Source organism: Pseudoxanthomonas mexicana, assembly GCF_014397415.1.
GTDB classification, from domain to species: Bacteria; Pseudomonadota; Gammaproteobacteria; order Xanthomonadales; family Xanthomonadaceae; genus Pseudoxanthomonas_A; species Pseudoxanthomonas_A mexicana.
The window spans coordinates 3175853-3199369 of the sequence record NZ_CP060731.1; the positions used below are offsets into that span (position 1 = coordinate 3175853).

Genomic DNA, 23517 nt, shown 5'->3' on the forward strand with positions numbered 1-23517 from the left:
CGCGTGTCGGATGAACCACTCGTGCGTCACTTCCGCCCTCCACGGATGACCGCTCACCATCGAAATGTAACCGTTTTCATTGCCCATGGCAAAAACGGCCAAGTCCAATCCGCGCGTCTCGCAAATCATTGTTTCCTTTCGGAAACAAGAAGCTCCTATGCTGCAGTGCAGCGGCCACGCGTTCACTCGCATTCAGCCCACCGCGGGCGCCCGGCAATGGCGTTCTATGAAGGCCTGGTGCTTGGGCATGGCCTGCACGCAGCGGTCGATGGTCTGCCGCACGTTCGCCACGAATGCCCCAACTTCAGCCTCCGACAGACGATCCACCAAGGGTGAGTACGTTTTCGGCACGATGCGCTGGCCCAGCATCACCTGCACCCAGCTCTGCAACGCAAAGAACTCCTCCCCGTCCCGATAGAAACGCGCGCTGTTGCGGAACAGATCGATGTTGGCCCGCAACGTGTCGGGGATCGTCATCTCCCGGCACTCGCGCCAGAACGGTTCATCACGCTCGACCGCCTTGTAATGCAGGATCAGGAAATCCCGGATGTGGTCGTATTCGAAGTGCGTGCGCTCGTTGTAGCGCGCGACCAGGCCGGGATCAATGCCTTGCCGCGGAAACATGTCCAGCAAGCGGAGAATTGCAGTCTGGATCAGCAGCAGGCTGGTCGATTCCAGTGGTTCCATGAATCCACTGGCCAATCCGACCGCCACCACGTTGCGGTTCCAGAACTGCTTGCGCTTGCCGGTGACGAAACGCAGCGGCCGCGGCTCTGCCTGTGCTTCGCCGTCCAGATTTGCGAGCAGCGTGGTCGTGGCTTCGTCGTCACTGAGAAAGCGACTGCAGTAGACCAGGCCGTTGCCGGTACGGTGCTGCAGCGGAATGCGCCATTGCCAGCCCGCCGTACGCGCTGTCGAGCGTGTGTAGGGCGTGGGGTCACCGACGCGCGCGCAGGGTACCGCCACCGCACGGTCGCACGGCAGCCAGTGACTCCAGTCTTCGTAGCCGGTCTTCAGCGCCTGCTCGATCAGCAGGCCACGGAAACCGGAGCAGTCGACGAACAGATCGCCTTCGACGCGGCGACCATTGGCCATCACCACGGCTGAAACGAAACCATCCTCCGGACGCAGTTCGACATCCACCACCCTGCCCTCGATCCTTTCCACGCCCTGCCCTTCTGCGAAGCCGCGCAGATAACGTGCGTAGAGCGTCGCGTCGAAGTGGTAGGCGTAGGCGACCGACGCGAGAGGCGAGGTAGGTGGTACGTCCGTCGCGCCGGGAAGGAAGCGGTCCTGGCGCGAAGCCGCCGTCTGTAGTTGATATGAGCCGATGTCGCCGACATCCTGGCCCGCAAGAAGGAGGCGCAACCAGTAATGGTGGAACGCGGCCGGACCGGGATCGTGCCCGACCATGCCGAACCCGTGCATGTAACGGTCACCGATGCGCGCCCAGTCGCGGAACTCGATGCCGAGCTTGAAGGTGCCCTGCGTGGCGCGGACGAACTCGGCTTCGTCCAGTCCCAATGCCTGCGCATTGAACGTGCGGATGTGCGGCACCGTCGCTTCGCCGACACCGATGATGCCGATCTCGTCGGACTCCACCAGCCGCACTTTGCACGTCCGGTCCAGATGCCTGACCAGCGCCGACGCGGCCATCCAGCCGGCCGAACCGCCGCCCACCACCACGACCTGACGGATCGAATTCCCGTCCATCTCATTTCCCCGATATGACGGGACCCGCTTGCGCGGGTCCCGAACATTTGCCGTTGACGTCGCGCCCTGTTACCAGGTCAGACGCGCGCTGACGAACAGCGTGCGCGGCGGCGTGTAGCTGGTGACGCCAAGACCGGAACTGACCACGCTGGTCTCGGGGTCGAAAACACCACCCGAACCCCACGTGGTGCGATAGGTGCTGTAGTTCTTGGCGTTCGTCACATTGATCATGTCTGCGCGCACTTCGAATGCCATGTCTTCGGCGATATCGAAACGCTTGGACAGCGACAGATCCAGCTGCTTGGTACCCAGCGTCCCGGGAGTATCGACGGAGACGATCAGCGGCGGAACCGCCGTGGCCGAGCCGTACTCCCACCAGCCGACAACCGAGTTGAGCGGCGGCGGCGTGGCCAGCGTGACCTTCGCGGAAGCCGTGAAGCCCCAAGGCAGGTCGTAGATGCCTGTCATCACCAGGCGGTGGCGCGGCACAGCCTTCAAATCGATGAAAGGATACGCATCGATCGTCGGGGCATCGAAGGAGTAGTGTTCGTCGCCGCCGCGGTTGCCCTTCGCGCGGGAGAACGTGTAAGCCGCGGTGAAGCCCCAGCCCGATTCTTCCGTGTACGGCTTCTCGGCCGACAACAGCAGTTGGGTCGTCTTGGTTTCGATACCGTTGTCGCCAAGAATCAGCGAACCGAAGCCCGGCGGCGAATGCTCCCACGGCTGGGCGATATCGTTGGCGTTCCAGGAGGGCGCATCGTAGAAGTTGCCGTTGGGGTAGCGATTTCCCAAGGTGAAGACGAACCCTTCCTTGCTGTGGATGTATGCCACGGTCGCCGACGTGTTCCACTCGCCGATAGTGCCGCGGATACCGAGCGAGTACTGGTCGGAATAGGGCGTGACCAGATCGTTGTTCATCAGATCGATCTCGCCGTTGCGATTCCGCGCATCGACCAGCGTATAGAGCTCATCCATGCCATTGAGATAGCGAGGATCCCAGTTCACGCACGTGGCGGAAACCGGAGCGCAGCCCGAGCTCTCGACGAAATTGATCCGGTAGGTGGAAAGCGCAGACTTGACCTGCTCCAGCCCCATGTAGTCGTACAGGTTGCGGTCGTAGCTGCGGCCCGCGCCACCAAACAGCACCCAGCGCTCGTCACCGGTCAGGTCGTACGAGAAGCCCAGGCGCGGTGCCCAGTTGTTCTTGTCGGCCTTGCGGTTGTTGCCGGTGCTGATGTAGTCCTCGATGTTGATGCCACCGGCGCGCAGCTGGTCGGCATAGACACCGCCCGCATTGCTGCCCGTACCCGGGCCGTACAATGCATCCACCACTTCCTGCGGAGTCTGGAAGTCCAGGTAGGACGGGATCTCTTCGTAATCCCAGCGCAGGCCGAGGTTCAACTGCAGGCGATCCGTGACATCCCAGTCGTCCTGGATGTAGATGCCGTACTGCTTCGCCTTGGTGGTGACGATCGGCGAGGCTCCTTCGAAGGGCGCGTTGAAATTCACCTGATAGGGGATCGTGTTAGTACCGATCGGCAGGTACGGGCTCGGCGTCTCCGAGCCGTCGTTGACGGCATAACGGAACGTCGGGTTGATGGCGGAGTTCTCGCTCTGCGTCAACTCGACCGACTTGAACTTCACACCCATCTTGACGACGTGGTCGCCCATCCACTCGAACGAGTTGAAGGTCAGGTCGTTCTGGAAGGCGGGACCCTTCTGCCCCTTGCGCTGGATCGACAACGCACTGGTGGAGTCGCTGGTTATCAGGACCTCGTTCTCGCGCAGGCCGCGCGTGAAGATGGACTGGTTGCCGATGATGTAAGCGGCCGGATTGAAGAGTGCATCCTCGTACGTCACGCGTGCTTCATTGAGGAACGACTCGCCATAGTGCATCCAGCGCAAGTCGTAGCGCTTTTCCGTGTTGAAATTGACCTTCGCGGCGCTGTCCGTGGTAGTTCCGCCATTGCCGCTAACGGCCTCCTCATCGCGATACTTCGCGGAAAGCTCCAAGCGATCGTTGTCGCCGATATCCCAGCTGATCTTTCCGAAGTAGAGGTCTTCCGCGAACGGCGACGTCGTCGGTCCGTACTGCGCACGAATGCGATCAGGCAGGAAATCCTGATAACTGGCGCGATTCGCAGGCACCGCCACGGGATCGACGTTCAGCACGAAGTCCTTGGCTTCGTAGCTGAAGAAGAAATGCATCTTGTCCTGGATGATGGGGCCGCCCAGCGCGAAGCCATACTCGTTCTGCTTGGTCTGGTCCTTCTCGACGCCGGCAGCCTCTTCGCCCACCGTCCTCTGACGCATGGACGTGTTGGTATAGCGCGTGAAGAGCTCGCCCTTGAACTCGTTGGTACCCGATTTGGTCTGGGCGATGATCGCCGCCGAACCCACCTGGTCGAACTCGGCCTTGTAGTTAGAGGTCACCACCTTGTATTCGCCGATCGCCAACTGCGGGAATGGGTTGCCCGCGCTTTGATCCTGACCGGATACGCCGCCCGTCAATACATAGTTCTTCTGGCCTACGCCATCGATGTACACATTGATAGCGCTGGTCTTTTGGGCGCCACCACGCAACTTGGACTGCCCGCTGCGCGTATCGGTCTCGAACTGCATGCCCGGCACGGTGTCGGCGAACTCGAGGAAGTTGCGCGTCAGCTGCGGGATGGTGTTGATCTGCTTCAACGACACGTTGGTGCCGACTTCGGAGGTCTTGACCTCCTGCAGCGGCGGCGCCGACACGCGCACGGTGTCCAGCGTGGTCGCATCTCCGGCCGGAGCGGCAGGCGCGCCGCCTACCAGGTCCAGGCTGACCGACGTAGCGACCTGCAGGGTTACGGTGCGTTCGGTTCCACCCGAGGACACCGTGTAGGTGCCCGGCGGCAGACCGGCCAGTGCATAGCTGCCATCCGAACTCGCGGTCACCTGCCGCTTGCTGCCCGTGGCGGTGTTGACCGCGGTGACCTGCGCGCCGGCTTCAGCCTTGCCGCGCAACGTGGCATTCGAAGACTGTGCGATGGCGTGACCACTGGCGATGACCAACACACTGGCCAGCGCACAGGTCAGCAGCTTGCGCTTGGGTTGGGTTGTGGAACGGTTGCGATGTTTCATTGGCTCTCTCCCTCCAAAAAGTCGTTTCATTGCGGGCCGGCTTGATGGCCGCCTGTAATCGGTTACAAGCCCGCCCAAAAAAAAGCGGGTGCCTCTTTCTCTTACTTCTTCGCCCGCGGCACCGCTCCGATGCTCGACTCCCGCACGATCAGTTCGGGAACCAGCATCGCCGACGGCGCCACGCGCTCGCCGTCGGAGTCGATCGTGTCCAACAGCCGGCTCATGGCCTGCCCGCCCAATTCCGCGATACTGACCCGCATCGTGGTCAAGGTCGGGTGAACGAAGCGCGCCAGCGGGATGTCGTCGAAGCCTGCTAGCGCGATGTCCTGCGGGACGCGCACACCGGCCTCGTTGAAGGCGTACAGACAGCCCAGCGCCATCATGTCGTTGGCGGCGAACACCGCCTGCGGTCGGTCCGCCGCCTGCGCGATGCGCTTTCCGGCCTCGTAGCCCGCCGTTTCGCTGAAGTCGCCCGCGAACTCCTGCAGCGGCGCCTCCGGCGCAAGGCGGGCGAGCGCATCGCGGTAGCCGCGCAGGCGCTCGCGCGCGTCGAAATTGCCTTCCGGCCCGCCGATGAAGGCGATGCGCCGGTGCCCGGCCTGCACCAGGTGCTCGACCATCGCCACGGCAGCGCTGTAGTTGTCGATGGTAAGCGCCGGATAGGCCGCTTCCTGCACATCGGTGTTGATCAGCACGACCGGCAGCGACGATGGCAGATTGTCCACCAGGAAGCCGGGCTGGTCGGTGTACGGGGACAGCACCAGCAAACCGTCCACGCGGCCCCGCATGGCGCGCAGGGCTTCACCCTGCTCTTCCGGAAGGCCGTGATAACTCGACACGAGCAGGTGCTGGCGGCGTGCGCGGGCCACCTGGTCGATGCCGCGGATCAGTTCGGAGAAGAATTCGCCATACAGGTCGGGCAGGACTACGCCGATGGTCTGGGTGCGCCGGCTGCTCAGGCTGCGGGCGGCGGCGTGCGGCTGGTAGCGCAGGCGGTCGGCCGTGGCCAGGACCTGCTGGCGCACGGACTCGGCCACGTTCTCGTGCCCGTTCAAGGCGCGCGACACGGTCGCCACGGAAACCCGTGCCTCACGTGCGACATCCTTGATGGTGACCGAGGTTCGCGCCATTCCCCGCCCCTCCGCGGTGATGACTGCTGCAAGTGGCGCGGACTGTAACCGTTTTCACGGAAACGTGTAAAGCCCGCGTTATTCAATACAGAAAACTCTTTATGATCATCTACTTGCGGATAACCCAGGTATCCGCAAGTATTTTGCGCCGCAGCATATTCACCCGTGCTGCAGCGCCCCGGATTCAGCGGTCTGCGACCTCGAATTCGACCTCGCGCGTGCGGTCGGAACTGCCACCGACAAACACGGTGAACGTACCCGGCTCGACCACACGCTGCATGCGGTCATCGAGCATCGCCAGATCATCGAAGCCCAGCGCGAAGGTGACGACCTGCGACTCGCCGGGCTGCAGCGCGACCCGCTGGAATCCGCGCAGCTGCTTCACCGGTCGCGTGACGCTGGCCACATCGTCACGCACGTACAGCTGCACGACTTCCTCGCCGGCCCGCTTGCCGGTGTTGGTGACGCGCACGCTGACCTGCTGCTGCAACGCCGAGGGCACCAGCGTCTTCTTCGACACGACCGGCGCGTCGTAGCGGAACGTCGTGTAGCTCAGACCATGGCCGAAGGCGTACAGCGGCGTCCACGGCACGTCGAGATACTTGCTGGTGTATTTCTCCTGCTCACTCGGCGGACGGCCGGTGTTCTTGTGCGCGTAATAGATCGGCACCTGGCCGACGTTGTGCGGGAAGGTTACTGGCAGCTTGGCCGACGGATTCACGTCGCCGAACAGCACGTCGGCGATCGCCGGCCCGCCTTCCACGCCGGGGAACCAGGCTTCGAGGATCGCCGGCACCTTGCCCTTCAGTCGGCCGATGGACAGCGGACGGCCGTTTAGCAGCACCAGGGCGACCGGCTTGCCGGTCGCGGCCACGGCCAGCGCCAGTTGCTCCTGCACGCCGGGCAGGTCGAGCGAAGTGCGGTTGTTCGCCTCCGCGCTCATGTCCGGGTGTTCGCCGAGGAACATCACCACCGCGTCCGCCTGCTTCGCCGCGGCGACCGCATCGGCGAAACCGGTGGTGTCCTGACTGTCGATGTCGGCGCCCTTGGCCACGATCAGCCGTGTCTTGTCGCCGAGCGCGGCCTTCAGGCCTTCCAGCGGCGTGATCGCGTCTTCCTCGCGCCCCGCCACCGCCCAGTTGCCCAGCATCGCGCGACGGTGGTCGGCCAGCGGACCGATCACCGCCAGCGTGCGCACGGACTTGGACAACGGCAGCACGTCACCCTCGTTCTCCAGCAGCACCATCGACTTCTGCGCCATGCGGCGCGCAGCGGCGCGATGCTCGGGCGTCAGCGTCAGCGCGCGCTCGCGTGCGCCATCCGGCGTGCAGGAGCGGTACGGGTCGTCGAACAGGCCCAGCCGGTACTTCGCATTGAGCACGCGGCGCACCGAGGCATCGACTTCCGCCATCGGCACGCGACCCGCCTTGACCGCGGCCGGCAGGTCCTTCACGTAGATCTGGCTGACCATGTCGACATCGACGCCGGCACGCAGGCCCAGCGCACCGGCCTGCTCGCGGTTCGCCGCCACGCCGTGCGGCATCAGTTCCATCACGCCGGTGTAGTCGCTGACAAGCAGGCCGTCCCAGCCCCACTCCTTGCGCAGCAGGTCCTGGATCAGCGGCCGGTGCGCATGCATCGGCACACCGGCGATCTCGTTGAACGAGGCCATGATCGACTGTGCACCGGCATCGATGGCGGCCTTGAACGGCGGCAGGTAGACCTCGTGCAGCGTGCGCTCGGAAATGTCGGCCACGTTGTAGTCGCGCCCCGCCTCCGCCGCGCCATAGGCGACGAAATGCTTGGCTGTGGCCAGCACCGCATCCGGCTTGCGCAGGTCGTCTCCCTGGAAGCCGCGCACGCGCGCAGCGGCCAGGACGGAGCCCAGGTAAGGATCCTCGCCTGCGCCTTCGACGATGCGGCCCCAGCGCGGGTCTCGCGCGATGTCGACCATCGGCGCATAGGTCCAGTGGATGCCGTGCGCGGCGGCCTCGATCGCGGCGACGCGCGCGGCGTGCTGCACTTCCTCCGGATCGAAGCTGGACGATTCGGCCAGCGGCACCGGGAAGACCGTGCGGTGGCCATGGATCACGTCGTAACCGAACAGCAGCGGGATGCCCAGCCGGGATTCCTCCACCGCGATCTTCTGCAGGCGGCAGGTCAGCGCGGCGCCCTGGGTACCGAGGTAGGAACCGATCTCGCCCCGGCGGATCTGGTCCTCGTTGCCGGCCATCGCAGCCGGGCCGGTGTTGTTGCCCACGCCCGGCGGCTGGTTTAGCTGGCCGAGCTTTTCCTCCACCGTCATCTTCGCCAACAGCGCGTCGACGAAGGCCGTTTCGGCCGGGGTGGCGTAGACCGGCGGCTTGGCCGCGACGGGGGCAGCGAGCAGCGCAGCCAGCAGGCCGACCCGCAGGGGCGTGGGAGCAAGGGGGTGGTGGTTACGTGTCATGGCGCCCTCCCGGCGATGCGAAAGGGGGCGAATGTAAGCGTTTTCATCCGCGCCTGCATGACGCAGTGCCGGAAACCGCGACGGGCGTCAGGCCGCCTCGCCCGGGGCCTTCGCCTCAATGGCCAGCGCGTGGATGTCGGTCTGCATCATCTCGCCCAGGGCTGCGTAGATGGCGCGGTGGCGGGCCAGCGGCGCCTTGCCGGCAAACACCGGGCTGACGATCCGTACCGTGAAATGCCCCCGGCCGTCGCGCGCGCCCTCGTGGCCGGCGTGCTTGTGGCTGTCGTCGATCACGTCCAGGGTCACAGGCTGCAACGCAGCCAGGGCCTCGCGGATGCGCTCGATCCTGGTCATGGCAGCACCTTGCGGAACGGGCGCACGTCCACGCGCGCGTACACGCCCGCCGCGACATACGGATCAGCCTCGGCCCAGGCCCGCGCATCCTCAAGGGAATCGAACTCGGCAATCACGATGCTGCCGCTGAAACCCGCCGGGCCCGGATCCTCGGCATCGATCGCAGGGCACGGTCCCGCCAGCAGCAGGCGCCCCTCGTCGCGCAGCGCGGTCAGCCTCGCCAGATGCGCCTGACGGGCTTCCAGCCGCCTGGGCAGGACATCAGCCGCGTCGTGGCCTTCAATGGCATACCACATGATGTTTCACTCCGGGGACGAAGCCTGAATTGTACGTGCGCACCGGTGGCCGGGTGCTGGACACGGTCCGGGTCAGGGCTTACCCTGTCGTCCATTGCACGGCCGGAAGCAGCGGCCCGTCCATGGGAAGACCCGGCAGCGCCGGCCTCCCTGCCCCGTCGAGGGACCACCGGGACGTTCGATTCGCTGCCCCCACCCGCCCGCGCCCGACGACCTCTCGCTGTCCGCCACCGCCTTCCGCGGTGTGCTTTGCTGGTTGCTGTAAGGGAAGCGTTCGCCCTGCGACGCATGATGATGATGATGGTTGGTGCATTGCCGGTGCCGCGCCGTCCTGCCGTGCGCAGGCCCGCTTGGTGATCCGCACGATGGCTGTTTCTTGATGAGCCCAGAACTCGCGTCCGACGCGAACCCACAACACCCGTCCGTCCATCCGCAGCAGCAGGAAATGCCGCTGGCGGTGGTGCATGGCCAGCCGGTACTGCAGATCCCCCAGGACCTGTACATCCCGCCGGACGCGCTGGAAGTCATCCTGGATGCGTTCGAAGGTCCACTGGACCTGCTGCTGTACCTGATCCGCCGGCAGAACCTGGACATCCTGGACATCCCCGTCGCCGAGATCACCCGGCAGTACGTGGACTACATCAACGTGATGCAGGAACTGCGGTTCGAACTGGCCGCCGAGTACCTGCTGATGGCGGCCATCCTGGCCGAGATCAAGTCGCGCATGCTGCTGCCCCGGCCGGTCACCGAGGAGGGCGAGGAAGGCGACCCGCGCGCCGAGCTGGTACGCCGGCTGCAGGAGTACGAGCGCTTCAAGCAGGCGGCCGAGGACCTGGACGCCCTGCCCCGCGTGGACCGTGACACCACCCCCGTGCATGCCGACGTCCCCGACCGGGCGGCCGTCAGGCTGCCGCCGCCGGTGGAACTGAAGGAAATGCTGCTGGCGCTGCACGACGTGCTCAAGCGCGCCGAGCTGTTCAGCGGCCACGCCATCAAGCGCGAGGCGCTCAGCGTGCGCCAGCGCATGGGCGACGTGCTGACGCGGCTGGAGGACGGCAAGTTCCACCGCTTCGAAAGCATGTTCACCCCCGAGGAAGGCAAGCTGGGCGTGCTGGTGACCTTCCTGGCCATGCTGGAACTGGCCAAGGAACAGCTGCTCGACATCGTGCAGGAAGCCCCGCTCGCCCCGATCTACATCAAGTCGCTTGCGCTGAACAACACCAACGAACCGCTGCAGTTCTCCAGCGAATTCGACGACAGCGACGCCGCCAACGACAGCCCGTGACCGCGGCCGGGCCATCGCCCACCGCACTTCCGAACGACAGGACCGCATGGATCAATCGCTCATCAACCGCATCGTGGAGGCCGCCCTGCTGGCCGCCACCCAGCCGCTGACGCTGGCCCAGCTGCACGGCCTGTTCCCCGAGGACGAGCCCGCGCCGGAAGGCAGTGTCGAGCAGGCCCTGCAGCAGCTGACCGAAGCCTGCGCCGACCGCGGCGTCGAACTGGTCGAAGTCGCCTCCGGCTACCGCTACCAGGTCAAGGCCGACGTGCATGCGTGGGTGGCGCGCCTGTGGACCGAGCGCAAGACCAAGTACACCCGCGCCACCCTGGAAACGCTGGCCCTGATCGCCTATCGCCAGCCGATCACCCGCGGCGAGATCGAACAGGTCCGCGGGGTGGCGGTCAGCAGCAACATCATCCAGGCGCTGGAAGAGCGCGAATGGATCCGCGTGGTCGGCCATCGCGACGTGCCCGGCAAGCCTGCGCTGTTCGGCACCACCAAGGCCTTCCTGGACTATTTCGGCCTGAAGCGCCTGGACGAACTGCCGCCCCTGTCCGAACTCAAGGACATCGGCGAACTGGAACCGCAGCTTCCGCTGGACGGCGCCCCGCTGCCGGTCAGCATCGCCAGCGGCGATGCCGTCGACGGCGAACAGGAAGGAAGCACTACTGTCGCGGACGATGACGGCGATGCCCGTGCCGACACGGACGGCGACGGACACCACGACAGCGCGGCATCGGACGATGCCGGCGAAGACACCCCCTCGGATGACGCAGGCGACGACGCCGGCGACACCGACGAACCTCAACCCCAAGATGACGACGCCGCTGCTTCCGACCAGGAAGACCGGGCACCGTCGGAGCAGAAACAATGAGCAACACCCCCAAGAAGCCCTCGCTGGGCAAGCTGTCCCTGAAGCGCGAAAGCGCCCCGACCGAAGCCCCGCGTCTGGAAGAGCGCCTGCACAAGGTGCTGGCGCAGGCCGGCCTGGGCTCGCGCCGCGCGCTGGAGCAGCGCATCGCCGATGGCCTGGTCAAGGTCAATGGTGAAACCGCGCAGACGGGCATGTCGGTCAAGGCCGGCGACAAGATCGAGCTGGACGGCAAGACGTTCGTGGCCAGCGCGCTGACCGAACCGGCGCGCGTGCTGATCTACAACAAGCCCGAAGGCGAAGTCACCACCCGCGAAGACCCCGAAGGCCGGCCGACGATCTTCGAAGCCTTGCCCGCCCTCAAGGGTGCGCGCTGGATCGCGATCGGCCGCCTGGACATCAACACCACCGGCCTGCTGCTGCTGACCACCGACGGCGAACTCGCCAACGCGATGATGCATCCGTCGTACGAGGTCGAGCGCGAGTACGTGGTGCGCGTGCGCGCCCCGGAAGGCCAGGAAAGCGTGCCGGACAACGTCGTCGACCGCCTGCGCCGTGGCGTGGCGCTGGACGACGGCCCGGCGAAGTTCGACGAGATCGAACGCATCGGCGGCACCGACTCGCACGACTGGTTCCGCGTGGTGGTCAAGGAAGGCCGCAACCGCGAAGTGCGCCGGCTGTGGGAATCGCAGGGCTGCCAGGTCAGTCGCCTGAAGCGCGTGCGCTACGGCAAGGTCAGCCTGCCGCAGCCGCTGCTGCGCGGCCAGTCGCAGGAACTGCCCGATGCGCAGGTCGAAGCGCTGCGCAAGGACCTGGGCCTGGAGGACGGCACGCCCGCCGCGCTGACGCTGCAACCGGTGATCGGCCAGCGCAAGGCCTCCAAGAGCACCGTGCACGTGGGCGGAAGCCGCAGCGGCAGCGCCTACGTCAATGGCCATAACAGCGCCGACGAAGGCCGCGAGCTGCGACGCTTCGACCATGTGCGCGAAGACCGCGGCCGCGGTGGTCGCGGCAAGAAGCCGCATGGCGGCCTGACCGTCAGCGGCGAACAGGCGGCGAAGCAGTCGCAGCGTCCGTTCAAGCAGCGCACGCCCAAGGGTCCGAAGCCGTTGCCGGAAGGCAATCCGGCGGCGTTCCGCAGCTGGTACGTGCCGGAGGGCGTGGACACCGGCCCGGCCGGCCATCGCAACGCCGGCCCCGGCGGCCCGAAGAAGCCCTACGGCGGCAAGCCGGGGGGGCGTCCGGGTGCCGGCGGCAAGCCGGGCGGCGGTGCGGGCAAGCGGGGTCCGGGCGGTGGACAGGGCGGCTTCGGCGGCGACCGCTTCGGCAGCGACCGCGCGGGCTTCGGCGCCGAACGTGGACCGCGTGGCGCGCAGGGCACCGCGGGCAAGCCGCAGCGCGCGGCGCGTCCTTATGGCCACCCGGCCAGCGCCCCCAGCTTTCCGTCCGATCACGCCAACCCCGGTTTCAATCCCTACGGCCAGCAGCCGCGCGGTCCGCGTCCGCAAGGCCGTCCGGGTGGCGGCGGCAATCGCCCGCAACATGCCGGCCCGCGACCGGGCGGGCGACCTGCCGGAGGACGCGGCCCCGGCGGCCGTCCTGGCGGCGGGGGGCAGCGTGGTCCCCGCAGCGGCGGACACGGCTGAGGCAACACGGAGAAGGCGCCCATCGGCGCCTTCTCCGTTTCCGCGGATCGGTCGCCGCGACTTCATGGCGACTTCATCGCCGCTCCCCGCATGGCCCGCACCCTGCATCGCCTTCCGCGATGGAGCCCGTGCCCGGACATGCAGGACAAACACTATGACGCGATCGTCGTGGGTGCCGGATTCGCCGGCCTGGCCTGCGCCCACCAGCTGGCCCGGCACGGCCTGGCGGTCTGCGTGATCGACCGCAAACAGGGTCTGGGCGAACGCGTGCACACCACCGGCATCCTGGTGCAGGAGGCCTGCGATGCGCCCTTGCTGGCCGGCATGCCGCCAGCGCTGCTGCGTGCCGTGCCGCACGTCCGCCTGTACGCGCCGAACCTGCGCAGCGTGCGACTGGGTGCGGACGGATACCGCTTCCACACCACCGACACGCCGGCACTCATGCGCTGGCTCGGCGAACACGCCGAGACCTGCGGCGTCGAGCTGCGCCGGGGATGCCCGTTCCGCAATGCCGTGCGCACGCCTACCGGATGGCAGGTGGAAGGCGTGGGTCGCGCACGCGTGCTGGTGGGCGCGGATGGCGCGCGGTCGCGGGTCGCCCAACGGCTTGGCCTGGGACGGGTGAAGCAGTTCCTCCACGGGGTGGAATACGAGTTCGATGGCGTGGCCCTGCGCGAACCGGACGCGCTGCACTGCTTCATCAGCAAGCGTTTTGCCCCGGGCTATCTTGGCTGGATGGCACAGACACCGACGGGCGTGCAGGCCGGCCTGGCGCGGCGGTATCGGCCAGGGAACACACAGGCACCGGACATGGCCGGCTTCCTGCGCCACGTCGCGCCGATGATGGGACTGTCGGTCACGCGGTCACCGGACAGCATCCGCGCCGGCCTGATCCCCTGTGGTGGTCCGGTCGGGCCGATGCGAGGGGACGACGTGGTGCTGGTCGGCGATGCGGCCGGCATGGTGTCGCCGCTGACCGCCGGCGGCATCCATTCGGGCCTGCGCCACGGCGCGACCATCGGACGCATGCTGGCCGGCCGCCTGTCCGGCACAGCGTCGTCGGGCGCTCCCGTTGCGCCGCCTGTTCCCGGCTTCGCTTTCAAGCGCCTGCTGCGATGGGCGTTCGACCACGGGCAGTTCGACGCCCCGATGGACCTGTTGCTGACCGCGCGCCCCCTGCGTCGTGCCGTCGAGCAGCTCTGCTTCCATCGACGCGGGAGCATGACGCCGGATCCGGCGGGCGCGGATTGAGTACGATCAAGGCCGCCCCGGAACGGTCGGCTACAATATCGCGTTGAACCGACAGCCCAGACTTCCCCCATGTCCTCTGCGTTCGGCACCGAGACGGTGCTCGACGTCCGTCACTGGACGGACGCCTACTTCAGCTTCACCACCACCCGCGACGACGGTTTCCGCTTCGAGAACGGCCAGTTCGTGATGATCGGCCTGGAGGTCGACGGCAAGCCGCTGATGCGCGCCTATTCGATCGCCAGCGCCAACTGGGAAGAACAACTCGAGTTCTTCAGCATCAAGGTGCCCCACGGCCCGCTGACCTCGCGCCTGCAACACATCCAGCCCGGCGATACCCTGCTGATCGGGCGCAAGCCCACCGGCACGCTGTTGATCAGCGACCTGCACCCCGGCCGCAACCTGTACCTGCTGGGCACCGGCACCGGCCTGGCGCCGTGGTTGTCGGTGATCAAGGACCCGGAAACCTACGAACGTTTCGACAAGGTCATCCTGACCCATGGCGTGCGCCACGCCGAGGATCTGGCCTACCGCGACTATTTCGAGAAGGAACTGCCGCAGCACGAGTTCCTCGGCGAGACCATCCGCGAGAAGCTGCTGTACTACCCGGCCGTGAGCCGCGAGGCTTTCCCCAACCACGGTCGCCTCACGGATCTGATGGCCAGCGGCGCCATGATGCAGACGCTGGGCATCGAGCCGCTGGACGCCGGACGCGACCGGGCCATGATCTGCGGCAGCCCCCAGATGCTGGCCGACTTCCGCGCGCTGCTGGACAGCTGCGGGTTCACCGCCGCGCCGAGGATCGGCACACCGGGCCAGTACGTGTTCGAACGCGCCTTCGTCGAGAAGTAGATCGCGCGAAGCGCCGGCTTTGCGCACGGCCAACGAAACCCGGCGCACAGGTGCTACGCTCGCGGCTACATCCTGGGGAGGATCCGCGCATGATGCGTTGCCTATGGCTGGCGGCCCTGTTGGCCGCGAGTATCTGTGTCCAGGCTGCCGAGCAGCCACAGCAGCCCGGAATCGGGGAAGCTCCGCCGACCATCGGCCTGAAGGACCGCGGGGGCAACGTCATCGACCTGGCGGCCCTGCAGGGCAAGGTGGTGGTGGTCACGTTCTGGGCGTCGTGGTGCGGCCCCTGCCGCCGCGAACTGCCCATGCTGGGCAAGGTCCAGGAGGTCGTGGGACGCGAGCATCTGGAAGTCATCGCGGTCAACTTCAAGGAACCGCGCCGGGACTTCAACGCCGTGATCCGCGCCAACAAGGATCTGGACCTGACCTACGTGCACGACGAGCGCGGCATCGTCAGCGATCGCTACGGCGTCACCGCGCTGCCCAACATGTTCATCATCGGCCAGGATGGCCTGATCACGCAGACGCACCGCGGATACTCGGAAAACGTCCTGCAGTCCTTCATGCAGGAACTGCTGGAACTGCTGCCGGAAGAAGCGCTGCAGCGGCAGGTCGACGCCCCATGAGCATCGCGCGCAGGATCCTGCTGTCGCTGGTTCTGCTCGCCACGACGGCGCTGCTGGGCGCCTGCCTGCCGGGTGGGGGAAATGCGCGCGCGCCGATACCGCAAGCGCTGATCCCGGCCGGTACGCCGGCCACCCGACTGGTCGTGGTACTGCCCGGACGCGGCGACGACATCGCGGCCCTGCGCACCAGCGGCATCGTCCCGGCGGTGCAGTCCGCATGGCCGGACGCGGATGTGTTGCTGACAGGCTTGGGCTTCGCCTATTACATGGAAGGACGTGCCCCGCAACGCCTGCATGCGGAAGTGGTGGCGCCTGCCCGCCAGCGCGGATATCGCGAAGTGTGGCTGCTGGGGGCGTCGATGGGCGGCATGGGCAGCCTGATGTACGACCGCGCCTACCCGGGCGAAGCCGATGGCCTGGTCCTGCTGGCGCCGTACCTGGGCAAGCGCCCGCTCATCGACGAGATCCGACGCGACGGCCTGGGCGCATGGGAAGCGGGCCCCGTTCCTGCCGCTGTGGATGCAGGCAACTACCAGCGCGAACTCTGGCGCCATCTGCAGACATGGCAGCGCGACCCGGGCCGCACGCGCACGGTATGGCTGGGCTATGGCGCGCAGGACCGCCTGGCCGGCGCCATGCCGCCGCTGGCCGGGTTGCTGCCGCCCGACCACGTGGCGGTGGTCGACGGCGGCCATGCGTGGAAGGTGTGGTCGCCGCTGACACAGCGGCTGCTGACGGCCGCCGGGCCGGCGCGCCTGGAACCTCAGCGTTCCCCGTAGCGTAGCCACAGCGCCGCGGCCGTCTCATCGGCGAAGATGCGCGCTTCGAATCCATGCTCGTTGGCCAGCAACCCGGCGAACTCGATCTGCGGGATCTGCTCGGCATGCCGCTCCACGTACGCGATGCGCACCGCTTCCATGCCCTGCCCCTGCATGGCCTGCACGAATTCGAGCAGTTGATCCGGCGGCGGCGGTTCGCCTTCCATGTCGTCGACGACCAGCAGGCCACGCGGCGACTGGCGACGCACCTCTTCGGCGATCGTGCGCCAGCACGCCAGCGTGGTTTCCAGCGACCCGTTCACGCCGGTCGCCCACGCGCGCAGGCCGTAGTCCGTGCCCGCGAACTCGATGTGGAACACCGGGCCGTCGGCCGCGCCGCCCATGTCGCTCACCCAAGCGCAGCGCGGATGTCGCCGGCGATGGATTCCGGCGTGTCGGTGGGGGCGTACCGTTTGATCACCCGGCCATCGCGCCCCACCAGGAACTTGCTGAAGTTCCATTTGATGGCGCTGATGCCGAGCAATCCGCTCTTCTCCTGCTTCAGCCATTTCCACAGCGGATGCGCCCCATCGCCGTTGACGTCGATCTTGGCGAACAGGGGAAAGCTCACGTCGTAGTTCAGCGAACAGAAATTGCGGATCTCCGCTTCGTCGCCCGGCTCCTGGTGGCCGAACTGGTCGCAGGGGAAACCCAGCACCACCAGACCCTGCGAACCGAATTCACGCCACAACGCTTCCAGGCCGGTGTACTGGGGCGTGAAGCCGCACCTGGACGCCACATTGACGATCAGCAGCGCCTTGCCCTGGTACTCCGAAAGCGACCGCTCGCGGCCGTCGATGTCCTGGGCGGAAAAGTCGTAGGCAGTGGTCATGCGCGCGCTCCTGGAAAGGCGCTATCAGACACCCGCCGCGCGATGCGGGCAAGTGGCCGCACGCCCCGCAGGATGCCCCTGGCCACCCGTGCAGGCATGCGGGATCAGCGCGCCGGTTGCACCTTCACCGGCGCAGCGAAGGGCGCGATGCCCAGCGCCTCGTGGATCTCAGCCGGGTAGTACGCCTGCCCGCCCTTGATCACCAGGGCCAGCTTGCGCACGTCGGCGATGTCGACGGTGGGGTCGCCATCCACCAACACCAGGTCCGCGCGCTTGCCGGGGCTGATGGAACCGGCCTCGTCCAGCGTCCGGCTGTACTTGGCGCCGTTCCAGGTGGCCACCTGCAGCACCTGCGCCGGCGTCAGGCCGGCCTGCACGTACAGTTCCAGCTCCCGCTGCAAGGTGAAGCCCGGCAGTTCGTCGGTGCCGGCGACCAGCGGCACGCCGGCGCGGTACATGCGGCCGGTGAAGTCGACCAGCTTGTCGAAGCTGCGCTTGTAGCGTGCGCCGGTGGCATCGTCGGGGATATCCAGTTCGGCGGCGCGACGGCTGCGCTGCACGTCCGGCGGGAGGTGGTCGGCCACGTCGGCGACGATCGGCGACAGCTGTCCTTCGCGCTGGTGCAGGAACTCGAACGTCGCCAGCGTGGGGTCGATGACGACCTGCTTCTTCGCCAGCTCGGCGATGAAGTCCTGCACCGGCTTGCTGTCGAAGTCCAGCCCGTCCGTCCTGTCGGCCACCAGGTAGAAGCGCGCCAGCGTGCGCGTATCGGTCTCCGGGGTGACGAAGAAGTTCAGCATCACCTGGTTGATGTGCTGGATTTCGTCGTAGCCCTGCTCCACCACGTCCTGCGCCCGCATGAAGGCGGGCACGTGACCGCTGACGCGGATGCCGCGCTGGTGGGCGTAGGCCGTCGTGTCGCGCAGGATCTCCTTCGGGAACGAATTGTAGATCTTGATCTGTGGGTACCCGTGGTCGACATACCAGTCGATGGCCTGCTTCGCGCCGGCCAGGTCCTTCACCACGAAGCCGCCCTGCGAGGAGTGCGGGCTCTGGCCCTCGATGTAGCCGGCCGGGATCACCCGCGGATGCATCAGCGTGCCCGCCTTCTCCTCGGCCATCAGCTGCTGCAGGGTGGCATTGTCGTTGCCCATGTCGCGGGCGCTGGTGACGCCGGCCGCCAAGTGCAGGCCGCCCTCCCAACTGCTGGCATGCACGTGCATGTCGTACAGGCCCGGCAGCAGCACGCGGTTGCCGGCGTCCACCACCTGTTGCGCGTCGACCTCCGCCTGTCCCGCGGGCGACACCGATACGATCCTGCCGTCGCGCACGACCACATCGGAGGGCCCGCCGAGTAAGGCCTTCTCGCTGTCGAACACCCGCGCATTGCGGATCAGCGTGGTGCCGGGCAAGGGATGCGCCAGGCGCTGCTGCAGCGCCACCAGCGCCTCGCGCTCGGCGATCTTCTGGCGCGCTTCCAAGGTATTGGCCGTGCCCTGCCAGCCGTCCTCGATCAGTTGCAGGAAGCCCGGATAGATGTACGCGAACATGCGTGGCTGCGCTTCGCGCGTCACCCACACGAACGAGGGCGTGAAGCCGATGCCGGTCAGCGCCAGCAGGTCGACGGTGCGCGATTGCGAACCGCTGCTGATGTCCATCGATGCCAGCCTGCGCTGGGTCAGCGTGCCGCTCGGCACCAGCGGCAGCTTGCCATCGGGACGCCTGGCCAGGGCCGCCAGGGCCACGGACGTGGTCGCGGGCGTGCCGCCCAGCGGGGTGTACAACGCGGTGTCCGTGAACGTGTGCGTACCCGCGTCCGATGTGCTCTTCCAGCGTCCCGTGTCGCCGTCGCGGGTGAAGGTCTCGTCCACCGGCGCGCCGAAGGTGGAAACCCCCTTCACCTGGTAGCGCTGGAAAGTCCCGTCCGCGGCCAGCTGGTACTCCTCCTTCAGTTCCGGACCGCGTCCGTTGTCCTTGAAGATGAAGTCCACCCGGGTGACGCCGTCGTCCCCGGTGGTGACCGTCTGTTCGCCGGCCTTCTTGCCGCCATCCACCAGGGCCACGTACTTCAGGGTTTCGGCGGCCAATGCCGAGGGCACCAGCAACAACGCGCAGCACAGGGCAAGGACGGGCTTCACAGGATTCTCCGGAAGGGGCGCTCGGCGCATTCTGCCGCAGATTGAGGCCCTGCCCTCCCCGCCGCCCATGCCTTTCGTCATGGGTCCGGCCCTCCCCCCTGGGTTACCCTTGGGAATCTACCCGTCAGGATGTCGTGCTTCATGACCACCCGTCTCGCCATCGCGCTCGCCGCGACCCTCGGACTTGCCATGCCCGCCTACAGCCAGGCCGCCACGCCGGCCACCCAGACCGCCCAGGCCGCCAACCCCTTCTTCGCCGAAAGCCCGCTGCCGCTGCATTACCCGCAGTTCGACAAGATCAAGGACAGCGACTTCGCCCCCGCCTTCGACGCCGGCATGGCCGAGCAGCTGAAGGAGATGGACGCCATCGCCAACAACCCGGCCGCGCCCACGTTCGAGAACACCATCATCGCGATGGAAAAGAGCGGCCAGGTGCTGGACCGCGCCACCACCGTGTTCTTCAACCTGGTCGGCACGGACACCAACGATGCGCGCAACAAGCTGCGCGCGGACTACTCGGCGAAGTTCGCCGCCCACGGCGATGCCATCAGCCTGAACCCCAAGTTGTTCGCCCGCATCAAGGCGCTGTACGACCAGCGCAACGACCTGGGCCTGGACGCGGAGGGCGTGCGCCTGATCGAGCGCTACCACACCAGCTTCGTCCGCTCCGGTGCCAACCTCAACGACGCCGACAAGGCGACGCTGAAGAAGATGAACGCCGAACTGGCCTCGCTGGGCACCACCTTCAGCGACAACGTGCTGAAGGAAGTGAACGCCTCGGCGGTCGTCGTCGACGACGTGAAGCAGCTCGACGGTCTGACCGAAGCGCAGATCGCCACCGCCGCCGAAGTCGCGAAGAAGCGCGGCCTGGAAGGCAAGTACGTGCTGACCCTGCTCAACACCACCGGTCAGCCGCCGGAGTCGCAGCTGACCAACCGCGCCCTGCGCCAGCGTCTGCACGAGGCCTCGGTCGCGCGCGGCAGCCGCGGCGGCGAGTTCGACACCACCGCGCTGGTCTCGCGCATCATGAAGCTGCGTGCCGATCGCGCGAAGCTGCTGGGCTATCCCAACCACGCCGCGTACGGCCTGGAAGACCAGACCGCGCGCACGCCGGAAGCCGTCAACGCGATGCTGGGCAAGCTGGCGCCGGCCGCAGTGGCCAACGCCAAGCGCGAAGCCGCCGACCTGCAGGCGATGATCGACCAGGAACAGAAGGCCAAGGGCGAGCCGACCTTCGCCCTTGAGCCGTGGGACTGGGCGTTCTATACCGAAAAGGTCCGCGCCGCGAAGTACGACTTCGACGAATCGCAGCTCAAGCCGTACTTTGAGATGAAGAACGTGCTGGAGAACGGCGTGTTCTTCGCCGCCAACCAGCTGTACGGCCTGACGTTCAAGGAACGCACCGACCTGCCGAAGTACCACGCCGACACGTGGACCTACGACGTGTTCAACGCCGACGGTTCGCAGCTGGCGATCTTCATCTTCGACCCCTATGCGCGCGACTCCAAGCGCGGCGGTGCGTGGATGAACTCCTACGTGTCGCAGTCCGGCCTGACCGGCGACAAGCCGGTGGTCGCCAACCACCTGAACGTGCCCAAGCCGCCGGCCGGCGAACCCACGCTGATGACGTGGGACGAAGTGACCACCACGTTCCACGAGTTCGGCCACGCGCTGCATGGCATGTTCTCCGACGTGAAGTACCCGTACTTCAGCGGCACCAGCGTGCCGCGCGACTTCGTCGAGTATCCGTCGCAGGTCAACGAGATGTGGGCCGACTGGCCGTCGGTCCTGGCCAACTACGCCAAGCACTACAAGACCGGCGAAGCCATGCCGCAGGCACTGCTGGACAAGGTGATCGCCGCGTCCAAGTTCAACCAGGGCTTCGCCACCACCGAGTACCTGGGCGCCGCGATGCTGGACCAGCGCTGGCACCAGATCACCGCCGACCAGGTAGCGGATGCGGCGGGCGTGATGAAGTTCGAAGCCGATGCGCTGGCCGCGGACGGCATCAACTACAAGCCGGTGCCGCCGCGCTACAAGACGCCCTACTTCAGCCACATCATGGGCGGCTATTCGGCCGGCTACTACGCCTACATCTGGTCGGAAGTGCTGGACGCCAACAGCGTGGAATGGTTCAAGAACAACGGCGGCCTGAAGCGCGAGAATGGCGACCACTTCCGCAAGACCCTGCTGTCGCAGGGCGGCAGCCAGGATGCGATGAAGCTGTTCCGCGACTTCGCCGGCCACGATCCGAAGATCGAGCCGCTGCTGGAGAAGCGTGGCCTGACCGCGCCGGAAGCGGCAACCGCACCCCGACAGGCGCGCTGAGTTCCACGAAGACGCCATTGCCGGTTGTCCACCACGCCACCTTCGGGTGGCGTGGTGCTTTCAGGGATCGGATGGCGCCAGCGCCGTCGCGGGGAAGCGGGTTTTCCACAGCGGATGTGGATGACGCGTGCACGAATCTGTGGATAACCGCGTGGCCGCCTTGAACGGCGGGCCTGTCAAGGCCCATGGCGAAATTTTCGCCACCCTCCGAGAAGCCGCGGGAACGGGGCCACGTGTCGCCTCACGCGTTTCCGAACGCCTTGCCCAGCGCGGCGTAGGCCTTGCGCTGCTCGTCGGTGTCCGCGCGCGGCGCGGTGACTTCCAGCTCGACGATCTGGTCGCCGGGCGGCGTGCCGGGCAGGCCGCGTCCGCGCAGGCGGAGCTTGCGGCCGGTATCCGAGTCCGGCGGGATCTTCAGGTCCACCGCACCGCCCAGGGTGGGCACGCTGAGCGTGGCACCCAGGGCCGCCTGCCAGGGCGTCAGCGACAGCACGTGGATGATGTTGCGCCCATCCACTTCGAACTGCGGATGCGGCGCGTACTCCACCTCCAGCAGCAGGTTGCCGCCCTGGCTGCCCTGCCCGGCCAGACGGATCACCTGCCCGGGCTTGACGCCTGTCGGCACCCGCACGTCGAGCTGGCGCCCATTGACGTTCACCCGCACGCTGCCGCCGTCGTGCACCGCCTGCAACGATACCGCCAGCTTGGCGCGCGAGTCGCGCGGTCCCTGCGGTCCCCGTTGCGAAGGTGCCTCCGCCCGGCCGCGCCGGCCGAACAGGCCCTCGAAGAAGTCGCTGAATCCGCCGCTGCCGCCACCCGCACCGCCGAAGATCTCTTCGAAATCGAACTCCTGCGCGCCGGGACCACCACGCCCGAAATCGGGCGGCGGACGGAACTCCTCACCCGGCCGGTAGCCGCGCGCCCGCAGCTGGTCGTAGGCCGCACGCTTCTGCGGGTCGCGCAGGGCCTCGTAGGCCTCGTTGACCGCCTTGAACTGCTCTTCGGCGCCGGGCTCCTTGCTGACATCCGGGTGGTACTTGCGGGCCAGGCGGCGGTAGGCCGTCTTGATCTCGGCATCGCCCGCGGAGGGCTCCACGCCCAGCACCGCGTAATAGTCTTTGAACTGCATGGGATCTCCGCACGATCACGCGGACACCCTGCAGGCAGGGCGTCCGGAAAGAATAAGGCCCGCGACGCGGGCGCCACGGGCCGATTCTATCGCTCCGCCCGCCAGCCCGCCGTGTCGGCGACGGGCCGCGGCAGTCACTGCACCTGGATGCGGCGCGGCGTCGTCTCGGGCTTCTTGGGGATGTCGATCTGCAGCACGCCATGCCTGCCGGTGGCGGTGATGCCGTCGGGATTGGCGCTGTCGGGCAGCGAGAAGCGGCGGTAGAAGGTGCCATAGACGCGCTCGACGCGGGAGAAGCGGGTGCCCTCGTCCTTCTTCTCCGCCGCACGTTCGCCGCGCAGGGTCAGGATGCCCTTGTCCATGTGGATCTCGATGTCCTTCGGGTCCACGCCCGGAATGTCGGCCAGGATCACGAAACGGTCGTTGTCCTCGCGGATGTCCACGCGCGGCGCCCATTGGCTGGTCACCACGTTGGACTGGTCGGCGTCGGCCTCGCCCAGGAAACGGTCGAAGACCTGCTTGATCTCGTCCTGCAGGCCACGGGCGTTGCCCCACGGGTTGTACTGCACGATGCTCATGTCGGTATCTCCTCTTGGAAATGGCGCCGGGCGTACCGTCGCCGATGAGCGGAACATAGGCTCGCCCGCACGTCTTTCAAGATCGTCACGGGCCGGCCACGGGGACG

At 66.9% G+C, this 23517-nt stretch carries 18 protein-coding genes and 1 pseudogene; 8 read left to right on the forward strand and 11 right to left on the reverse strand.

Translation table 11 applies throughout. From position 1 onward, the window contains the following. Window positions 1-192 precede the first annotated feature (192 nt). The 6 genes from IAE60_RS14845 to IAE60_RS14870 all read right to left on the reverse strand — a co-directional run bounded on the left by IAE60_RS14845 (window position 193) and on the right by IAE60_RS14870 (window position 9059). Complete coding sequence (locus tag IAE60_RS14845) at window positions 193-1713, reverse strand: tryptophan halogenase family protein (RefSeq protein ID WP_187572840.1); 1521 nt, start codon at window positions 1711-1713, stop codon at window positions 193-195. Window positions 1714-1782: 69 nt separating this feature from the next. Further along, window positions 1783-4830 (reverse strand): TonB-dependent receptor, encoded by a 3048-nt coding sequence (locus tag IAE60_RS14850; RefSeq protein WP_187572841.1) that lies wholly within the window; start codon window positions 4828-4830, stop codon window positions 1783-1785. Window positions 4831-4931: 101 nt separating this feature from the next. After that, window positions 4932-5960 (reverse strand): LacI family DNA-binding transcriptional regulator, encoded by a 1029-nt coding sequence (locus IAE60_RS14855; RefSeq protein WP_187572842.1) that lies wholly within the window; start codon window positions 5958-5960, stop codon window positions 4932-4934. Window positions 5961-6144: 184 nt separating this feature from the next. Continuing rightward, window positions 6145-8409, reverse strand: a complete 2265-nt coding sequence (gene bglX / locus IAE60_RS14860; RefSeq protein ID WP_187572843.1) for a beta-glucosidase BglX — start codon at window positions 8407-8409, stop codon at window positions 6145-6147. Window positions 8410-8496: 87 nt separating this feature from the next. Beyond that, window positions 8497-8763: a BolA family protein gene (locus tag IAE60_RS14865; RefSeq protein ID WP_187572844.1), complete on the reverse strand. Its 267-nt coding sequence runs from the start codon at window positions 8761-8763 to the stop codon at window positions 8497-8499. After that, window positions 8760-9059, reverse strand: a complete 300-nt coding sequence (locus tag IAE60_RS14870; RefSeq protein ID WP_187572845.1) for a YciI family protein — start codon at window positions 9057-9059, stop codon at window positions 8760-8762. The genes IAE60_RS14865 and IAE60_RS14870 overlap by 4 nt, the downstream gene beginning before the upstream one ends. 379 nt (window positions 9060-9438) lie before the next feature. Here IAE60_RS14870 and IAE60_RS14875 point away from each other — a divergent pair, with 379 nt between their 5' ends. From IAE60_RS14875 to IAE60_RS14905, 7 genes and pseudogenes are all read left to right on the forward strand, one after another. Next, on the forward strand, window positions 9439-10344 hold the full coding sequence (locus tag IAE60_RS14875) for a segregation and condensation protein A (protein ID WP_187572846.1): 906 nt from the start codon (window positions 9439-9441) through the stop codon (window positions 10342-10344). 46 nt (window positions 10345-10390) lie between these two features. Next, window positions 10391-10949, forward strand: a pseudogene (gene scpB, locus IAE60_RS14880) (SMC-Scp complex subunit ScpB); the annotation flags it as partial. 265 nt (window positions 10950-11214) lie between these two features. Then, on the forward strand, window positions 11215-12861 hold the full coding sequence (locus IAE60_RS14885; RefSeq protein ID WP_187572847.1) for a pseudouridine synthase: 1647 nt from the start codon (window positions 11215-11217) through the stop codon (window positions 12859-12861). A gap of 138 nt (window positions 12862-12999) precedes the next feature. Beyond that, window positions 13000-14112: an NAD(P)/FAD-dependent oxidoreductase gene (locus tag IAE60_RS14890; protein WP_187572848.1), complete on the forward strand. Its 1113-nt coding sequence runs from the start codon at window positions 13000-13002 to the stop codon at window positions 14110-14112. 69 nt (window positions 14113-14181) lie between these two features. Beyond that, window positions 14182-14961 carry a ferredoxin--NADP reductase gene (locus tag IAE60_RS14895; RefSeq protein WP_187572849.1) on the forward strand — a complete coding sequence of 260 codons (780 nt, stop codon included), beginning with the start codon at window positions 14182-14184 and terminating at the stop codon, window positions 14959-14961. Between the two features lie 89 nt (window positions 14962-15050). Next, entirely contained in the window at window positions 15051-15587 is a 537-nt protein-coding gene (locus IAE60_RS14900; RefSeq protein WP_187572850.1) for a TlpA disulfide reductase family protein, read from the forward strand. Then, window positions 15584-16366 (forward strand): alpha/beta hydrolase, encoded by a 783-nt coding sequence (locus IAE60_RS14905; RefSeq protein WP_185896417.1) that lies wholly within the window; start codon window positions 15584-15586, stop codon window positions 16364-16366. Before IAE60_RS14900 ends, IAE60_RS14905 begins: the two co-directional genes overlap by 4 nt. Here the strand turns inward: IAE60_RS14905 and IAE60_RS14910 are convergent. From IAE60_RS14910 to IAE60_RS14920, 3 genes are all read right to left on the reverse strand, one after another. Beyond that, the gene (locus IAE60_RS14910) at window positions 16351-16758 is read right to left on the reverse strand and encodes a hypothetical protein (protein WP_187572851.1); all 408 of its coding nucleotides are present in this window, start codon (window positions 16756-16758) and stop codon (window positions 16351-16353) included. The two genes, IAE60_RS14905 and IAE60_RS14910, sit on opposite strands and share 16 nt — an antisense overlap. Next, window positions 16755-17237, reverse strand: a complete 483-nt coding sequence (locus IAE60_RS14915) for a glutathione peroxidase (protein ID WP_187572852.1) — start codon at window positions 17235-17237, stop codon at window positions 16755-16757. The genes IAE60_RS14910 and IAE60_RS14915 overlap by 4 nt, the downstream gene beginning before the upstream one ends. Before the next feature lie 104 nt (window positions 17238-17341). Then, window positions 17342-19375 carry an amidohydrolase family protein gene (locus IAE60_RS14920; RefSeq protein WP_244966586.1) on the reverse strand — a complete coding sequence of 678 codons (2034 nt, stop codon included), beginning with the start codon at window positions 19373-19375 and terminating at the stop codon, window positions 17342-17344. 141 nt (window positions 19376-19516) lie between these two features. Here IAE60_RS14920 and IAE60_RS14925 point away from each other — a divergent pair, with 141 nt between their 5' ends. Beyond that, the gene (locus tag IAE60_RS14925) at window positions 19517-21703 is read left to right on the forward strand and encodes a M3 family metallopeptidase (RefSeq protein WP_187572854.1); all 2187 of its coding nucleotides are present in this window, start codon (window positions 19517-19519) and stop codon (window positions 21701-21703) included. A 241-nt stretch (window positions 21704-21944) separates the two neighbouring features. Here IAE60_RS14925 and IAE60_RS14930 read toward each other — a convergent pair whose 3' ends face one another. Continuing rightward, entirely contained in the window at window positions 21945-22832 is an 888-nt protein-coding gene (locus IAE60_RS14930) for a DnaJ C-terminal domain-containing protein (protein WP_187572855.1), read from the reverse strand. Between the two features lie 134 nt (window positions 22833-22966). Further along, window positions 22967-23410, reverse strand: coding sequence for an Hsp20/alpha crystallin family protein (locus tag IAE60_RS14935; protein WP_185896423.1), 444 nt, complete (start codon window positions 23408-23410; stop codon window positions 22967-22969). Window positions 23411-23517: the final 107 nt, after the last annotated feature.

What these genes read in the sequence shown, in the direction of transcription:
- IAE60_RS14845 (WP_187572840.1), bottom strand. Translation starts at nt 1,713, where the DNA reads ATGGACGGGAATTCGATCCGTCAGGTCGTGGTGGTGGGCGGCGGTTCG.
- IAE60_RS14850 (WP_187572841.1), bottom strand. Translation starts at nt 4,830, where the DNA reads ATGAAACATCGCAACCGTTCCACAACCCAACCCAAGCGCAAGCTGCTG.
- IAE60_RS14855 (WP_187572842.1), bottom strand. Translation starts at nt 5,960, where the DNA reads ATGGCGCGAACCTCGGTCACCATCAAGGATGTCGCACGTGAGGCACGG.
- bglX (WP_187572843.1), bottom strand. Translation starts at nt 8,409, where the DNA reads ATGACACGTAACCACCACCCCCTTGCTCCCACGCCCCTGCGGGTCGGC.
- IAE60_RS14865 (WP_187572844.1), bottom strand. Translation starts at nt 8,763, where the DNA reads ATGACCAGGATCGAGCGCATCCGCGAGGCCCTGGCTGCGTTGCAGCCT.
- IAE60_RS14870 (WP_187572845.1), bottom strand. Translation starts at nt 9,059, where the DNA reads ATGTGGTATGCCATTGAAGGCCACGACGCGGCTGATGTCCTGCCCAGG.
- IAE60_RS14875 (WP_187572846.1), top strand. Translation starts at nt 9,439, where the DNA reads ATGAGCCCAGAACTCGCGTCCGACGCGAACCCACAACACCCGTCCGTC.
- IAE60_RS14885 (WP_187572847.1), top strand. Translation starts at nt 11,215, where the DNA reads ATGAGCAACACCCCCAAGAAGCCCTCGCTGGGCAAGCTGTCCCTGAAG.
- IAE60_RS14890 (WP_187572848.1), top strand. Translation starts at nt 13,000, where the DNA reads ATGCAGGACAAACACTATGACGCGATCGTCGTGGGTGCCGGATTCGCC.
- IAE60_RS14895 (WP_187572849.1), top strand. Translation starts at nt 14,182, where the DNA reads ATGTCCTCTGCGTTCGGCACCGAGACGGTGCTCGACGTCCGTCACTGG.
- IAE60_RS14900 (WP_187572850.1), top strand. Translation starts at nt 15,051, where the DNA reads ATGATGCGTTGCCTATGGCTGGCGGCCCTGTTGGCCGCGAGTATCTGT.
- IAE60_RS14905 (WP_185896417.1), top strand. Translation starts at nt 15,584, where the DNA reads ATGAGCATCGCGCGCAGGATCCTGCTGTCGCTGGTTCTGCTCGCCACG.
- IAE60_RS14915 (WP_187572852.1), bottom strand. Translation starts at nt 17,237, where the DNA reads ATGACCACTGCCTACGACTTTTCCGCCCAGGACATCGACGGCCGCGAG.
- IAE60_RS14925 (WP_187572854.1), top strand. Translation starts at nt 19,517, where the DNA reads ATGACCACCCGTCTCGCCATCGCGCTCGCCGCGACCCTCGGACTTGCC.
- IAE60_RS14930 (WP_187572855.1), bottom strand. Translation starts at nt 22,832, where the DNA reads ATGCAGTTCAAAGACTATTACGCGGTGCTGGGCGTGGAGCCCTCCGCG.
- IAE60_RS14935 (WP_185896423.1), bottom strand. Translation starts at nt 23,410, where the DNA reads ATGAGCATCGTGCAGTACAACCCGTGGGGCAACGCCCGTGGCCTGCAG.